The organism is Xanthomonas sp. NCPPB 3570 (assembly GCF_056725115.1).
The window spans coordinates 3,916,748-3,932,653 of the sequence record NZ_CM161513.1; the positions used below are offsets into that span (position 1 = coordinate 3,916,748).

The following is a 15,906-nucleotide window of genomic DNA, read 5'->3' on the forward strand; positions in this document are numbered from 1 at the left end:
TGGTGTCCTCGTGGAAGGTCGAAAGCGCCGGACGCCTCGCGCCGGCGCGGGAAGCGGTTGGGTCAGGCGGCCAGCTCCTTCACCGCCTGCACCATGCGGTTGAGCACCGCCGCGGCGTCGCCGTAGACCATGTCGCAGTTGTCGCCGTAGAACAGCAGGTTTTCCACGCCGGCGTAGCCCTTGCCCTGGCCGCGCTTGATCACGTAGACCTGATGCGCCTGGTCCGCGTTGAGGATCGGCATGCCGTAGATCGGCGAGGCCTTGTCGGTGCGCGCCGCCGGATTGACCACGTCGTTGGCGCCGATCACCAGCGCCACGTCGGTGCTGGCGAAGCTGTCGTTGATGTCCTCCATGTCGTAGATCAGGTCGTAGGGCACGCCGGCTTCGGCCAGCAGCACGTTCATGTGCCCGGGCATGCGCCCGGCGACCGGATGGATGGCGAACTTCACGTCGACGCCGGCGGCCTGAAGCAGCTTCACCAGTTCGTACAGCCGCCCTTGCGCCTGCGCCACGGCCAGGCCGTAACCCGGCACGATGATCACGCTGGAGGCGTAGCGCATCGACGTTGCCGCATCGCCCGGCTCGACCGCGGTCATGCGGCCCTGCACGTCGCCCTGCGCGACCGCGGCGCCGTCGCCGAAATTGCTGAACAACACATTGCCCAGCGAGCGGTTCATCGCCTTGGCCATCAGCACGGTCAGCAGGGTGCCGGCCGAGCCGACCACCATGCCGGCGATCATCAGCGCCGGGTTCTGCAGGGCGAAGCCTTCCAGGCCCACCGCCAGGCCGGTGAACGCGTTGTACAGCGAGATCACCACCGGCATGTCGGCGCCGCCGATCGGCAGCGTCATCAGCACGCCGAAGCCCAGCGCGGCAATGAAGAACGCTGGCGCCGCCCAGGCGCCGCCCGTAGCGGTGACCACCAGCGCGCCGAGCACCAGCGCGGCCAGGAACACCACAGCATTGAACGCGCTCTGCCCCTTGAACCGCCATGCGGTGTTGATGCGGCCATCGAGCTTGGCCCAGGCGATCACCGAGCCGGACAGCGAGATCGCGCCGATCAGCGCACCGAGCACGGTCACCCCCAGATGCAGGCCGCCCTGCTGCGGCTGCCGCGCGGTCAGCGCGACCCCGGCCACCGCCGCGGCTGCGCCGCCGCCCATGCCGTTGTACAGCGCCACCATCTGCGGCATCGCGGTCACCGCGACACGGCGGCCGCTGCGCCAGGCCCAGGCACCGCCCAGCAGCAGCGCCAGCAGCGCCAGGGCCAGATTGGTCAGCGCATGCGGACGCGCCGCGGGCTGCAGGTCGGCGAGATAGCCGAAGGCGGCGGCCACCGCGACCAGCATGCCGATCCCGGCCAGGACGATGCCGCGCAGCGCGGTCACCGGCGAGGACATGCGCTTGAGGCCGAGGACGAACAGCAATGCGGCGGCGAATCCGCTCAGTTCCACCAGGAGCGAGAGCATGGCGCTACTCCTTCGCGGCCGGCGCGGCGCTGGGCTTGAACATCGCCAGCATGCGGTCGGTGACCACGTAGCCGCCGGCGGCATTGCCGGCGCCCAGCAACACACCGATGAAACCGATCGCCTGGCCGGCGACGGTGTCGGCATTGAACAGCGCGTGCATCGCACCGACCACGACGATGCCGTGGACGAAGTTGGAACCGGACATCAGCGGCGTGTGCAGGATCGACGGCACCTTGCCGATCACTTCGTAGCCGGTGAACGCGGCCAGCATGAACACGTACAACGCGATCAGCCAGCTCATCGACAGATCAAGGGACATGACTCAGGACTCCTTGGTGGGAACGGGCGCGACGGCCGGCACCAGTGGGTGGCAGAGGCGGCCGTCGTGGGTAAGTGCGGTGCCGGCAACGACCGCATCGTCGAAGTCAGGCGCCAATGCGCCGTCGCGCACCAGCAGGTCGAGCAGACCTAGCAGGTTCTTGGCGTACAGTTCGCTGGCATGCTGGGCCAGCGCCGAGGGCACGTTGCGCGGGGCGACGAGGGTGACCGGTCCGACGTCCACGGTCTGCCCAGGCACGCTGCCCTCGCAGTTGCCGCCGCTGTCGGCGGCAAGATCCACGATCACCGCGCCGGGCTTCATGCCGGCGATCTGCTCGCGGTCGATCAGGATCGGCGCGGTGCGCCCGGGCACGTTGGCGGTGGTGACGATCAGGTCGGCCTGCTGGATGTGCTGGGTCAGTACCGCCGCAGCCTTGGCCCGCTCCTCGGCGCTGAGTTCGCGCGCATAGCCGCCCTCGCCGCGCGCGTCGATGCCGGTGTCGACGAAGCGCGCGCCGACCGACTGCGCCTGCTCGCGGGTCTCCGGACGCACGTCGTAGCCTTCGGTGATCGCGCCTAGCCGGTGCGCGGTGGCCAGTGCCTGCAGGCCGGCCACGCCCAGGCCCATCACCAACACGCGCGCGGCGCGCAGCGAACCGACCGCGGTGGTCATCATCGGCAGGATGCGCGGCAGGTGCACGGCACCGAGCAGCGGCGCGTAATAGCCGGCCAGCGCGGCCTGGCTGGACAGCACATCCAACGCCTGCGCGCGGCTGATACGCGGCACCGTCTCCATCGCAAAGGCGGTGATGCGGCGTTCGCACAGCAGCTCCAGCAGGCCGGGCAGCTTGGCTGGGTACAGCATCGCGATCAGCATGCTGCCAGGGCGCAGCGCCGCCACCGTACGCAGCGATGGCGCCTGCACGGCCAGCAGCAGATCCGCACCCGCCACTATCTCATCCGCATCGTCGAGCACGGTGGCGCCGGCATAGGCCGCATCCGGCAGTCGCGAGCCACTGCCGGCACCGGCCTGCAGGCGCAGTTGCGCGCCCAGCCTGGCCAGCTTCGGCAGCACCGCGGGCACCATCGCCACGCGGCGCTCCTCGGCCTGTTCTTCCTTCAGCACTGCAACAGTGAACGCCATGATCGCGGCTCGCTTGGAGGACGCGTGCACTGTGCGCGTCGGCCGACGCGCGGGCATTGATCCGGATCAAGCGCGCTGCAGGGTCACGGGCAAAACGAACGCGCGCGCGGTCACCGCAGCAAGGTGGCGGGACGCCTGCGATATGACAAGGCGATTGCAGTGCGTGCCGGCGCACACCGTCGCAACGGCAGGAGGCAGGCACCGACGGCTTCGCGCCACGCGGGCGCGCGCCGAGTGGCCACCGGCGTTGTGCGCGGGCTAAAGCGCCGGGAACACCGGCGCGCTGGCGCAGGCGGGGACCGAACCGGCCAGCGTGGTCGCATAGGTGGAGGCGGCGCTACTGTCCTGGCTCAACTGCAGGTTGGACTGGTCCACGCCGATGCGCGCGTTGCCGGCATGCAGGGCAACGACGTCGGCCTCCACGTGCGCGAGCACCAGGTCCAGCGGTGTCGCGGCGCTGTCGCCCTGCACGGTGCTGCCCTTGCCGGCAGGCGTGTCCTGCGCGCGCAGTCCGTCGACCACGATTCCGACGAAGGTCGGCACGCTGCCGCTGCGACTTCCGCCGTGGTCGTGGCCGTAGCGCGGCGTGATCACCAGCGGCCTGGCCACGCCGAACAGGCAGGTGTTGCGGTAGAGCACATCGCGCACCGGGCCGCCCTTGGTCGGGCCGGTCTTGATGCGCAAGCCGTTGTTGTCGGTGGCGACGATGCCGTCGGCGTCGTGGCCGACCAGGCGGTTGCCGTCCACCCGCACGTTGTCGACGCCGTACATCACCTCGCTGCCGATGGAGATGCCGTGGGTGCCGTAGAAACGCGAATCGCGCACGGTGATGTCGGCCGAACGCGCGGCGCTGGTCTTGATCGCGATGCCGTCGTCGCCGGCCATCACGTCGTTGTCGGCCAGGGTCGCATTGCGCACGCTGTCCAGATCCAGGCCATCGGTGTTGGGGCTGTTGGCCGGTGCCCTGACCCGCACGCCCCACACGGTGACGCCGTCGCCGCCGTGCACGAAGAAGTGGAAGTACGGCGCATCGATCAGGTTGAGGTGGTAGAGCTGCAGATCGGCGACGTCCTGCGCACGGATCAGGTCGGGCGCGTTCTGGGTCAGGCCGGCGGCCTTGGCGCTGCGCGCGAACTGCCACCAGCTGTCGCTGCCGCCGAGCATCGGCAGGTCGCCGCGGCCGTCGATGCTGCCCTGGTGGCCGGCGGCGTCGCGCACGCCCATCACCCCCAGGGCGCGCCCGTGCAGGGTGATCAGCGCGCGGCAGCTGCCACTGCGATCCGCGGCCTGGCCGCAGGCGCTGCGGCCAGAGACCTGGTAGTCGGCCGGCTGGCGCGAGGCGAACAGGGTCACGCCGCTGTCGATGACCAGCGTGGTGTTGTTGCGGATCGTCAACGGCCCGCTGAGGAAGGCGGTACCGCTGCCGGCGCGCAGCAGCACCGCGCCGTGCGCGCCGTCGGCGCAGCGGTCGAGCGCGGCCTGGATGCGTGCGGTGTCCGGCGGGCGGCGCTCCTGCGCGTCGGCGAAGCGGCGTTGCTGCGCCTGCAGGGTCGCATCCAGGGTCGTACACACCGGCGGCAGCTGCGGTTCGACGACACGGCGGGCATCGCCGGTCGCAGCGGCGCTGGCGAACGCCACGGCCGCGAGCAGGCCGCCGCAGACCAGCGCAACGCGCATGCGCAGGCTCATTGCCGCAGCGCGGCGTGCGACGGCGGCAGCGCGGCGGCGGGCGATGCCGTGGCCGCGGCAGGACGCGGCGCGCGCAATTCGGCCACGGGCAGGCGCGCGTCGGCGGACAGTTGCTGCCAGCGGTCGTCGACGATCGTCGCCAGCCCCGCCGGGTGTTGGTCGAAATGGTGACCGCCGTGCAACACCACCACCTCCGCGCCGCGCGCACGCAATTGCGGGCAGAGCGTATCGGTTTCCTTGTCGCCGTACACGCACAGCAACTGCGCCGGGGCGATGCGCGCCACTTCCGGCTGTACCGGCAAGGCATCGTCGGCGTCGCCGAGATTGAACCAGCCGCGCACGCGGATCTGGAAATCGGCCTTGTGCTCCAGGCCCAGCAGGGCCACCAGGCCGACCTGCTCGCGCTGCGCCGGCGGCAGCCGGTTGACCATGAACGGCAGCGTGGTGGCGCCGAAGGAATAGCCGACCAGCAGGATCTTCTGCGGACGCCAGCGCTGCTGGTAATAGGCGATGACCCGGCTCAGGTCGGCGCTGGCCCGCGCCGGCGGCTTGGCCCGCCAGAAGTAGCGCAGACTGTCCCAGCCGACCACTGCGATGCCGCGGCGCTGCAGGGCCTCGGCCATGCCCTTGTCGATGTCGCGCCAGCCGCCGTCGCCGGACAGCACGATGGCCAGCGGCGCGCCCGGGATGTTCGACGGCAGTTCGGTCAGCGGCAGGTCGTCCAGCGCACCGCCGCGGCCGCGCGCGTGCAGGTGCACGGCGACGCGCGCCGCCAGCGCGGCATCCACGCCGCCATCGGCCGGCGCCGCCACGGTGTCGACGAAGCCCTGCGCCGGAGTAGCGGCGGCGGTGCCGGCGCAGACCTCGGTGGGTGCCGGCGCCACGCCGATGGCGCCGCCCAGGGTCGCGGTCGGCGCCGCCCCGACGATGCGCTCGGCGAGGGTCGCGGCGGTACCGGTGCCGGCCAGCACCGGCAGGTAGTAGCTGTCGCCATGCAACTGCCGCTGCAGCCGCCGGCTCAACTGCTCGGCGTCGTGCCAAGCCTTGTCGCAGCCGTGGCCGCCACGACGCAGGTGCTTGAGATAACGCTGGCCGTCGACCACCGCGACCAGCGCGCCGCTGGCGGCGATGCGCTGCGCGGCGGCCTGCCGCTGCGCCGGGCTGCCGCTGGCGAGCAGGATCACCAGGCCCTGCGGCGTGCCCTGCGGATGCACCAGGGTCGCACGACCGTAGCCGCGGGCATGCAGCGCACCCGGCGGAAAGTAATAGCGCAGCAGTGCGTAGCCGCTCAGGCCCAACACCACGCTCGTCAACAGCAATACACGCAGGAATTTCATCAAGACGCATCCAGCCCGGCAGTGCCGGACATCGGGACAACCACGGGACGCGAGGAAACGGCGTTGCGGCGAACGCACGCGGACGCGCAGGCCTGAGCCCGGGTCGGCGGACGTGCTGCGCGTGGCTCCTCGACGACGGTGGGCTGGGATGGATGCGCGGGGTCGCACCTGCCTACCCGGAACGTTCCTGCGCGCGTGCGGGCCGGGGGGAGCGGCGCGCGTCACGTGGCATCGACGCGAATTGTGGCACGCGTGACACGCGCTGCCATCCTGCAGTCATCTGCCTGCAAGGGAGCGGTTAAGCCAGCGCGCGGCAGCGGCCGTGCGGCTCGCTCAGTAACCGTGCACCGGACGGTGCGCCTTCACCGCCATCACCAGGCCCAGTCCGGCCAGCAGCGACACCGCCGAGGTGCCGCCGTAGCTCATCAGCGGCATCGGCACGCCGACCACCGGCAGCAGCCCGGAGATCATGCCGCCGTTGACCAGCACGTAGACGAAGAACGCCAGGCCGGTGGCGCCGGCCAGCAGCCGCGAGAAGGTGTCGCGCGCCTGCGAGGCGATCCACAGGCAACGCCCGATCACGATCAGGTACAGGGTCAGCACGGTGGCCACGCCGATCCAGCCGAACTCCTCGCTGAGCACTGAGAAGGCGAAGTCGGTGGTCTGCTCGGGAATGAAGTTCAGGTGCGACTGCGAGCCCAGGCCCCAGCCCTTGCCGTGCAGGCCGCCGGAGCCGATCGCGATCTTGGACTGGATGATGTTCCAGCCGGCGCCGAGCGCGTCGTTCTCCGGGTTGAGGAACATCATGATGCGGTCCTTCTGGTAGGGCCGCAGCAGCCACAGCCACGCCACCGGCGCGGCCGCGGCGACGCCGCCGACGGCGATGCCCACCCACCACCACGGCAGGCCGGCCAGCAGCAGCACGAAGCCGCCGCTGGCGGCGATCAGCACGCCGGTGCCGAAGTCCGGCTGCAGCATGATCAAGGCGGTGGGAATGCCGATGATGACCGCGCTGACCAGCACCGTGGGGATGCGCGGCGGCAGCGGCATGCGATGCAGGTACCAGGCCACCATCATCGGCATGCTGATCTTCAGCAGTTCGGCCGGCTGCAGGTAGAACACCTTCAGGTCCAGCCACTGCCGCCCGTACTTGCCGGTGCCCAGCACGAACACCGCCAGCAGCGGCAGCATCGACAGCGCATAGATCAGCGGGGTCCAGGCGCGCAGGCGCAGCGCCGACACCCGCGACAGGCTCCACATCGCCGCCGCGCCGATGGCGAAGCGCGCGCCCTGCGCCATGACGAGGTGCATGCCGCCGGCGCTCTTGAGCACCGCCAGCCCCATCGCCATCAGCGCGCCCAGCGCCAGGCACAGCGGCCAGTCCAGGGTGCGGGTGAAGCGGCCGCCGATGTCGACCAGCCAGCGCAGGAAATCCTTCATCGCTCGTCCGGAATCTCGTCGGGGATCGCCGGCGCCGCGGACTGCAGCGGCACCACCGCCGCATCCACCTCGGCCTGGCCGATCAGCACCGGGCGTTCGCCGGCGGCCAGGGCGACCGCATCGGCGGCGGCGCGCGAGCCCGGATCCTCGGCGTAGTACAGGTGGCTGCCGAAGGCGGTGGCGCCGCGCAGGCTGTCCAGCGGCTCGACGCCGGGCGGCAGCCGGCCGAGCAGCCAGGCATCGAAGATCTTGCGCGCGATCGGCGCGGCGGTACTGGCGCCGTAGCCGCCGCCTTCCACCGCGATCGCCAGGGCGATGGTCGGCCGCTCGGCGGGCGCGAAGCCCTCGAACAGCGAGCGGTGACGCAGGTGCATCGGCAGGCTGCGCGGATCGACCGCGGCCAGCCCCTTGCGGCTGACCACCTGCGCGGTGCCGGTCTTGCCGGCCATCTGGTACGGCGCACCGACGGTGATGGCATAGCCGCTGCCGCCCGGGCGCATGGTGTCCATCATGCCCTCGCGCACCGCCTGCAGGTTGCTGGGGTTGTCGCTGATCGGCTTGCTCGGCTCCGGCTGCACCGGCGCCCACGGCTGGTCGAAGGCCTGGCGCGTGGCCATCACCAGGTGCGGCGTGCGCAATTGCCCGTCGGCGATGCCGGCAACCCCGCGCACCAGTTGCAGCGGCGTCACCTTCCAGTCGCCCTGGCCGATGGCGATGTTGACCGTGTCGCCGGGGTACCAGGCTTCCTTGCGGCTCTTGGCCTTGTAGGCCGGCGACGGCACGATGCCGCCGGTCTCGCCGACCAGGTCGATGCCGGTGGGCACGCCGAAGCCGTAGCGGGTCATGTACTGGTCGACCTTGGTGATGCCCATGTCGATGGCCAGCTTGTAGTAGTAGGTGTTCACCGACTGCGCGATCGACTTGCGCAGGTCGGTCCAGCCGTGGCCGCCGCGGTGCGAGTCGCCCCAGCCGCGGCTGACCCCGGGCAGGTAGAACATGCCGGTGGAGAGGATCTTGTCCTCCGGGCGGCGGGTGCCACTGTCCAGGCCGGCCAGGCCCATGAACGGCTTGATGGTGGAGCCGGGCGCCACGCCGCCCAGCACCAGGCGGTTGAACTGCGGCCGCGACGGGTCGCTGTTGAGCGCCTGGAAATCGGCGTGGGAGATGCCGTTGACGAACAGGTTGGGGTCGTAGGATGGCAGGCTGACCATGGCCAGGATCTCGCCGGTGCGCGGATCGATGGCGATCGCCGAGCCCTGGTAGTCCCCGAAGGCGGCGACCATGGCGCGCTGCAGATCGGCGTCGATGGACAGGCGCAGGTCGGCGCCGGATTGCGCCGGCACCCGGCCGACGGTGCGGATCGCGCGGCCCTGCACGTTGGTCTCGACCTGCTCGTAGCCGACCTTGCCACGCAGTTCCTCTTCGTAATAGCGCTCCAGCCCGGACTTGCCGATGTGGGTCAGCGCGGCGTTGCCCTCGCCCAGCGCCTCCAGGTCCTTCTCGTCGATGCGGCCGACGTAGCCGATGATGTGCGCGAACAGGTCGCCGTAGGGGTAGTGCCGGGTCAGGTAGGGCTCCAGCTCCACGCCCGGGAAGCGCCAGCGGTCCACCGCGAAGCGCGCCCGCTCCTCCTCGCTGACACGCAGCTTCAGGGTGATCGGACGGAAGCTGCGGCTGGCCTTGCGCGCGGCCTGGAAACGCTCGATGTCTTCCGGCGACAGCGCGATGACCTTGCCCAGCTCGGCCAGCAGCGCGTCCATGTCGGCGACCTTGTCCGGGGTCACGTCGAGCCGGAACGCGGGCACGTTCTCGGCCAGCAGGCGGCCGTTACGGTCGTAGATCATGCCGCGCCCGGGCACCACCGGCCGCGGCTTGATACGGTTGGCGTCGGAGCGGGTGGCGTAGACATCGTGGTCCAGCACCTGCAGCTTGAAGTACCAGCCGCCCAGGCCCAGCAATGCCACCAGCACGCCGAGGAAGCCCAGCGCCGCGCGGCGCCGGAACTGCTCGGCCTCGGCGTGCGGATTCTTCTGCGCGCGGCGCGGATGCAGGGCCATGCTACTTGCTCCGCCGGCCCAGCCGCAGCGCGTCCAGCAGCACGAACAGCGGCGGCCACAGCGCCATGCCCAGCAGCGGCGCCCACCAGTAGTTCCACGGCAGCGTCGGCTCGCCGACGGCCAGGTGCACCGCCGCGGCGACGATGCGGTCGTTGACCAACAAACCGCCGATCGCCAGCGCCTGCTGCGACATCGGGAAGAAGCGGATGCGCGCGCGGAAGCGCTGCAGGATGAAGCTCAGGATCACCAGGCGCAGCGCCTGCTCGCCCAGCACCCCGCCGTACAGCAGATCGGCGAGCACGCCGACCGCGAAGGCGAAGCCCAGCCCGACCTTGTCCGGGGTCTCGATCACCCAGTACGCCACCACCAGCGCCAGCCAGTACGGCCGCAGCGGCTGCACCACCAGCGGCAACGGCATCAGCCCCAGCAACAGCGCCACGATCACGCTGACCGGAAGCACCCAGCCTTTGCTGCGCAGGCGGCTCATTGGCCCGTCTCCTTTGGAGCCGGGCGGGAATCGGGAATGGGGAGTCGGGAATCGGAGGTCGCGCGTGCCGGCTTGGTCGGCGGCGGCGTGGTCGCGTTGCCGGACGGGTGCGCGTTTGGCGATGTCGGGGCGGCGGCTGTGGTTGCGGGGGCTTGAGTCACGCCCTGCGCTGGCTTGCCGCCACCGCTTTGTGCTGCTCCAGCCACGTGCGAGGCCCCTTCCGCTGCCGCGGACGCCGGCTTCGCCAATTCCCGATTCCCGATTCCCCACTCCCGGCTCTTCAGCAACAACACATCCCGCCCCCGGTCCAGCTTCGCTGCCGGCTTCAGTTCGCCGACCAGGAAGGCGTGGGTGTCGTCCGGGCGCAGGGCGGAGATGGTGCCGACCGGGAAGCCGGCCGGGAAGCGGCCGCCCAGGCCGGAGGTGACGATCTCGTCGCCCACTTCGACGCCGGCGCTGAGCGGGATGTCGCGCAGTTCCAGGCTGCCGCCGCGGCCGTAGACGATCAGGCGCACGCCGTTGCGCGCCACCGTCACCGGCACCGCGTGGTCGGGGTCGGTCAGCAGCAGCACGGTGGAGTGCAGCGGGGTCACCGCGATCACCTGGCCCATCAGGCCGCCGGCGTCGATCACCGCCTGGCCGACGTGCACGCCGTCGCGGCTGCCGGCGTCGAGCACCAGCCGCTGCCGGGTCGGGTCCAGGTCGATGTCCAGGATCGGCGCGAGTTGCACGTCCAGGCCGCGGCGTTCTGCCACGCCCAGCAGTTCGCGCAGCTGCGCGTTGTCCAGCGCCGCGGTCTGCAGCCGGGTCAGGCGCGCCTTGGCGATCAGCAGCTCGTTGCGCAGCGCGCGGTTTTCCTTGACCAGTTGCGCGTGGCTGGCCGCGTTCTCCTGCACCTGGGTGCCCAGCCGCCCGGGCAGGCCGGCCAGCGCCCAGATCGGCTGCACCAGCACCGTGGCCTGGCTGCGCAGGCGGGCCAGCCAGTCGGCCTGCGCGTCGAGCACGATCAGCACCAGCGCCAGCGCCAGGTAGACCAGCAGGCGCGGCGTGCTGGCGGATTCGCCGGGGCGGGCGGTGACGGGAGGACCGGCGTAAGGAGGCACGGGCTAAAGCCGGGAATGGGGAATCGGGAATGGGGAATCGAACAACAACGGCGCGCTCCCGGCTCGATCGGGCCGGGGCGCGGATACGGCGGTGAACGCGGGCACTGGGGCATCGGTGCGGATGGGGCATTGGATTCCCCATTCGCCATTCCCGATTCCCAGCCTCACCATCACTCCGGCGCGAAGAACTCGTTGCCGTGCATGTCCACCAGCTCCAGCGCACGGCCGCCGCCGCGGGCCACGCAGGTCAGCGGATCGTCGGCGACCTGCACGTGCAGGCCGGTTTCCTCGGAGATCAGCCGGTCCAGGTCGCGCAGCAGCGCGCCGCCGCCGGTCAGCACGATGCCGCGCTCGGCGACGTCGGCGCACAGTTCCGGCGGGGTCTGCTCCAGCGCCAGCTTGACCGCCGAGACGATGCCCGACAGCGGCTCGTGCAGCGCCTCCAGCACTTCGTTGGAGTTGATCTTGATCATCTTCGGCACGCCCTCGGCGAGGTTGCGGCCGGAGATCTCCATCTCCTGCACCACCGCCTGCGGGTAAGCGCAGCCGATTTCCAGCTTGATCCGCTCGGCGGTGGCCTCGCCGATCAGCATGCCGTGGTTGCGGCGCACGTAGTTGGTGATCGACTCGTCGAAGCGGTCGCCGCCGATGCGCACCGACTGCGAATAGACGATGCCGTTCAGCGAAATGACCGCCACTTCGGTGGTGCCGCCGCCGATGTCGATGACCATCGAGCCGCGCGCCTCGGTGACCGGCATGCCGGCGCCGATCGCCGCGGCCATCGGTTCCTCGATCAGGTACACGTCGCGGGCGCCGGCCTCCTCGGCCGATTCCTTGATCGCGCGGCGCTCGACCTGGGTGGAGCCGGCCGGCACGCACACCAGCACGCGCGGGCTGGGACGCAGGAAGCGCGACTTGTGCACCTTCTTGATGAAGTGCTTCAGCATCGCCTCGGTGTAGGTGAAGTCGGCGATGACGCCGTCCTTCATCGGGCGGATGGTGGTGATGTGGCCCGGCGTACGGCCGAGCATCTGCTTGGCCTCGGCGCCGACCGCGGCCACCGAGCGGGTGCCGCCGATCGCCCGGTCCTGGCGCACTGCCACCACCGACGGTTCGTTCAGCACGATGCCCTGGCCACGCACGTAGATGAGGGTGTTGGCCGTGCCCAGATCGATGGACAGGTCGTTGGAGAACATGCCGCGGAGTTTCTTGAACATCGGGGGATTGGGTCCTGGGGCGCGCGCCGTCGCCAGAATGGCGAAAAAATGGGCAGAAAACGAAGTCCGCTAGCCTAGCAACCCGCCTGGGTGCGGGCAAGGAAAATTCTCGCTAAAACCACGCGTTGCGTGGTATCGGCGGGACCGCGACGGATCGTGGTTCTGGCCCTGCCGGGCCGCAGCCGTTACCCTTTGCGCCGCGGCGACCCCGCCCCTCGCCCGCCTGAATGCGGGCTCATTCCTCCGCCAAGGCCTGCCCGATGTCTGCACTGATCTGTGGTTCTCTCGCTTACGACACCATCATGGTGTTCCCGGACCAGTTCAAGAACCACATCCTGCCGGACAAGGTGCACATCCTGAACGTGTCGTTCCTGGTGCCGCGGATGCGCCGCGAGTTCGGCGGCTGCGCCGGCAACATCGCCTACAACCTGCACCTGCTGGGCGGCCACCCGATCCCGATGGGCACGGTGGGCCAGGACTTCGGCCCGTACCGCGAGCATTTCCAGGCGCTGGGCATCGACCTGTCGCGGGTCAAGGTGATCGAGGAGCTGTTCACCCCGCAGGCGTTCATCACCACCGACCACGACAACAACCAGATCACCGCCTTCCATCCCGGGGCGATGATGCGCAGCTACGAGAACCACGTGAAGGACGTGCCGGGCGTGACCCTGGGCCTGGTCGGCCCGGACGGGCGCGAGGGCATGATCCAGAACGCCGAGGAGTTCAGCGCCGGCGGCGTGCCGTTCATCTTCGACCCCGGCCAAGCCATGCCGCTGTTCAACGGCCCGGAACTGCGCCAGTTCATCGAGCAGGCCGACTACGTGGTGGTCAACGACTACGAGTCCAACCTGCTGCAGGAGCGCACCGGCTGGGACGAGAAGGACATCGTCTCGCGCGTGCAGGCCTACATCACCACCCAGGGCCCGAAGGGCGCGCTGGTGCACACTCCCGAGAAGACCTACGACATCCCGCCGGCGCACGAGCGCCGGGTGGTCGACCCCACCGGCTGCGGCGACGCCTTCCGCGCCGGCCTGATCTTCGGCATCCAGCGCGGCTGCGACTGGCTGACCATCGGGCGCATGGGCAACCTGATGGGCGCGCTGAAGGTCGAGCACCCGGGCACCCAGAACCAGCGCTTCGACTTCGACGAATTCAACGACCAGTTCAAGCAGCAGTTCGGGTACGCCTTGTAGAGCTGGGATTTGGGAGTCGGGATTGGGGATTCGTAAAAGCTGGCCCTGGTGCCCTGAGTCCACGAAGAACCGCGCGATCGCGCGGTTTTTTCGTTTGGCCTGAGCGGAAAAAAGAAGCCACCCCAGCCAAGCCGCTTTTGCCAATCTCCAATCCCGACTCCCCAATCCCCGCCTTTGCTGCACTGCGGGTTGAGCGCCGGTCCGGTTTGTGCGTCACTTGCGCAAGGGCCCCTGGGGGGGACGAGAGCGCGCCCATGTCCGAGTCGACTGTCGCCAGCCTCGCGCAAGCCAAGGCCGTCGCAGCATCCGCCGCCGAGGCCGACTGTGCGCCGCTGGCGCGCATGCGCCATTTCCGCCAGATCGAGTCCCTGCCGCCGGTGCTGGCACGCTCGTGGCGGCGCTGCCTCGACGAGTACGGCCTGGACCCGGACACCCATCCCTCGCCGATGGTCCACGACGACGGCGAGCTGCGCGAGCGCCAGCAACGACTGGAGGCGCTGCTGCGCATCGCCAAGGTGGAGATGGAAAATCTCTACGAACAGATCGCCGGCGGCAGCTACGCGGTGGTGTTCGCCGACACCGAGGCCACGGTGCTGCACAGCGTGCAGGATCCGGCGCTGTTACGCGCGTTCCGCGAGACCGGGCTGTTCTGCGGCGCCAGCTGGGCCGAGCGCTATCAGGGCACCAACGGCATCGGCACCTGCGCGGTGGAGGGCAGCGCGCTGAGCGTGCACCGCGGCGAACACTACCTGGAGCGGCACCTGCCGTTGTCATGCAGCGGCGCGCCGATCCTGGATCCGCAAGGCCGCCTGCTGGCGGTGCTGGACGCTTCCACGCCCGACGCGCGCGACACCAAGCTGGTGCAATGCCATACCGGCGCGCTGGTGCGCATGTCGGCGGCGCAGATCGCCCGCGCGTACTTCCTGGAACAGTACCGACATGCCTGGATCCTGCGCTTCCACAGCCGCCCGGAATTCGCCGGGCTGCTGCACGAAGCGCTGATCGCGGTGGGCGGCGACGGCCGCGTGCTCGCGGTCAACGAGGCGACGCTGGAACAGCTCGGCAAGCCCGACCGCTCCCCGCTGGTCGGGCGCGACATCGCCCAGGTGATGCAGCTGGATTTCGACACGCTGGAGCAGCGCGCGCGCAACGACGCCAGCACATTGTGGTCGATCCGCTGCGCCTGCCACGGCCGCCGCTTCTTCGCCCTGGCGCAGCCGCCACGCGCACGTCCCCCCGCCAGCCGTGCCCGCGCCGGCGGCGCGGATGACCAGGCCACGCGCGCCAACGACCATGTCGGCTCCGATCCCCGTATGCTGCACAACCTGGACAACGCGCTGAAGCTGGCCAAGCACCGCGTGTCGATCCTGCTGTGCGGCGCCACCGGCACCGGCAAGGAAGAATTCGCCAAGGCGGTGCACCGCAGCTCGCCCTGGGCCGACCGGCCGTTCGTGGCGGTGAACTGCGCGGCGATCCCGGAAGCGCTGATCGAGAGCGAGCTGTTCGGCTATGCGCGTGGCGCCTTCACCGATGCCGCCCGCGAGGGGCGTCACGGCAAGCTGCTGCAGGCCAGCGGCGGCACCCTGTTCCTGGACGAGATCGGCGACATGCCGCTGCCGCTGCAGACGCGCCTGCTGCGCGTGCTGGAGGAACAGAGCGTGACCCCGCTGGGCAGCGACCGCGCGGTGCCGCTGGAACTGCACGTGATCAGCGCCAGCCACCGCGACCTGGCGCAGATGGTCGGCAGCGGCGGCTTCCGCGAGGACCTGTACTACCGCCTCAACGGCGTGGTGCTGCACCTGCCGCCGCTGCGCGAGCGCAGCGACAAGGCCGAACTGATCCGCACACTGCTGCGCGAGGAGAGCGGCGAACAACCGGTGCGCATCAGCGAGGACGCCCTGCACAAGCTGCTCAGCTATGCCTGGCCCGGCAACCTGCGGCAGCTGCGCAACGTGCTGCGCACCGCCGCGGTGCTGTGCGCCGACGGCGTCATCCGCATCCCCAACCTGCCGCAGGAGATCGTCGACGCCGACAGCGGCCCGTGCCTGCTCGGCGACGATGCGCATGCCGGCGACGGCGTGCCCGGCCGCGTCGCCCTGGACAGCGCCGAGCGCAGCGTGCTGCAGCAGCAGCTCGAGCGCCACCGCTGGAACGTCAGCCGCACCGCCGATGCGCTGGGCATCAGCCGCAATACCTTGTATCGCAAGCTGCGCAAGCATGGGTTGGCGACGGTGTGAGTCGAGGTGACATCGCGATTCGATGGGGTTGCTGCGTGTCGCGAATGAAGCCTGGCCGATCGCGACTTGCCGTTCGGTAGATGCGTGGGTGCTGCCGGGTATTCGCACTCCAACCGCTAAGGCGGCTGGAGGATGCCCGGCTTCGACGTCGCGGCTGAAGCCGCTCCTACAGGAATCGCTGCGCCGGTGGCGGCACGCTACCTCCGCAGGAGCGG

Annotated in this window: 12 protein-coding genes; 2 read left to right on the forward strand and 10 right to left on the reverse strand. The window is 70.3% G+C overall.

Annotation, left to right across the window (positions count from 1 at the left end; all coding sequences use genetic code 11):
* Positions 1-62 precede the first annotated feature (62 nt).
* From AC1PLR_RS16880 to AC1PLR_RS16925, 10 genes are all read right to left on the reverse strand, one after another.
* Complete coding sequence (locus AC1PLR_RS16880; RefSeq protein ID WP_481101723.1) at positions 63-1,469, reverse strand: NAD(P)(+) transhydrogenase (Re/Si-specific) subunit beta; 1,407 nt, start codon at positions 1,467-1,469, stop codon at positions 63-65.
* A gap of 4 nt (positions 1,470-1,473) precedes the next feature.
* A complete protein-coding gene (locus tag AC1PLR_RS16885) occupies positions 1,474-1,788 on the reverse strand; it encodes an NAD(P) transhydrogenase subunit alpha part 2 (protein ID WP_481101724.1) in 315 nt (104 codons plus the stop codon).
* Positions 1,789-1,791: 3 nt separating this feature from the next.
* A complete protein-coding gene (locus AC1PLR_RS16890) occupies positions 1,792-2,931 on the reverse strand; it encodes an NAD(P) transhydrogenase subunit alpha (RefSeq protein ID WP_481101725.1) in 1,140 nt (379 codons plus the stop codon).
* A gap of 258 nt (positions 2,932-3,189) precedes the next feature.
* The gene (locus tag AC1PLR_RS16895) at positions 3,190-4,608 is read right to left on the reverse strand and encodes a glycoside hydrolase family 28 protein (RefSeq protein ID WP_481101726.1); all 1,419 of its coding nucleotides are present in this window, start codon (positions 4,606-4,608) and stop codon (positions 3,190-3,192) included.
* 8 nt (positions 4,609-4,616) lie between these two features.
* Positions 4,617-5,957, reverse strand: a complete 1,341-nt coding sequence (locus AC1PLR_RS16900; RefSeq protein WP_481098914.1) for a virulence factor family protein — start codon at positions 5,955-5,957, stop codon at positions 4,617-4,619.
* A 333-nt stretch (positions 5,958-6,290) separates the two neighbouring features.
* Positions 6,291-7,397: a rod shape-determining protein RodA gene (gene rodA / locus AC1PLR_RS16905; protein ID WP_010343696.1), complete on the reverse strand. Its 1,107-nt coding sequence runs from the start codon at positions 7,395-7,397 to the stop codon at positions 6,291-6,293.
* Positions 7,394-9,454: a penicillin-binding protein 2 gene (mrdA, locus tag AC1PLR_RS16910; RefSeq protein ID WP_481101727.1), complete on the reverse strand. Its 2,061-nt coding sequence runs from the start codon at positions 9,452-9,454 to the stop codon at positions 7,394-7,396. Before mrdA ends, rodA begins: the two co-directional genes overlap by 4 nt.
* A gap of 1 nt (position 9,455) precedes the next feature.
* Positions 9,456-9,941 carry a rod shape-determining protein MreD gene (gene mreD / locus AC1PLR_RS16915; protein WP_010343694.1) on the reverse strand — a complete coding sequence of 162 codons (486 nt, stop codon included), beginning with the start codon at positions 9,939-9,941 and terminating at the stop codon, positions 9,456-9,458.
* Positions 9,938-11,044 (reverse strand): rod shape-determining protein MreC, encoded by a 1,107-nt coding sequence (mreC, locus tag AC1PLR_RS16920; RefSeq protein WP_481101728.1) that lies wholly within the window; start codon positions 11,042-11,044, stop codon positions 9,938-9,940. Before mreC ends, mreD begins: the two co-directional genes overlap by 4 nt.
* A gap of 170 nt (positions 11,045-11,214) precedes the next feature.
* Positions 11,215-12,261, reverse strand: a complete 1,047-nt coding sequence (locus AC1PLR_RS16925) for a rod shape-determining protein (protein WP_010343692.1) — start codon at positions 12,259-12,261, stop codon at positions 11,215-11,217.
* Positions 12,262-12,521: 260 nt separating this feature from the next.
* Between AC1PLR_RS16925 and AC1PLR_RS16930 the strand changes: the two genes are divergently transcribed.
* Both AC1PLR_RS16930 and AC1PLR_RS16935 read left to right on the forward strand, forming a co-directional pair.
* Positions 12,522-13,454: a carbohydrate kinase family protein gene (locus AC1PLR_RS16930; RefSeq protein ID WP_010343691.1), complete on the forward strand. Its 933-nt coding sequence runs from the start codon at positions 12,522-12,524 to the stop codon at positions 13,452-13,454.
* 254 nt (positions 13,455-13,708) lie between these two features.
* Complete coding sequence (locus AC1PLR_RS16935) at positions 13,709-15,691, forward strand: sigma-54-dependent Fis family transcriptional regulator (protein ID WP_481101729.1); 1,983 nt, start codon at positions 13,709-13,711, stop codon at positions 15,689-15,691.
* The last annotated feature ends 215 nt before the right edge of the window (positions 15,692-15,906 follow it).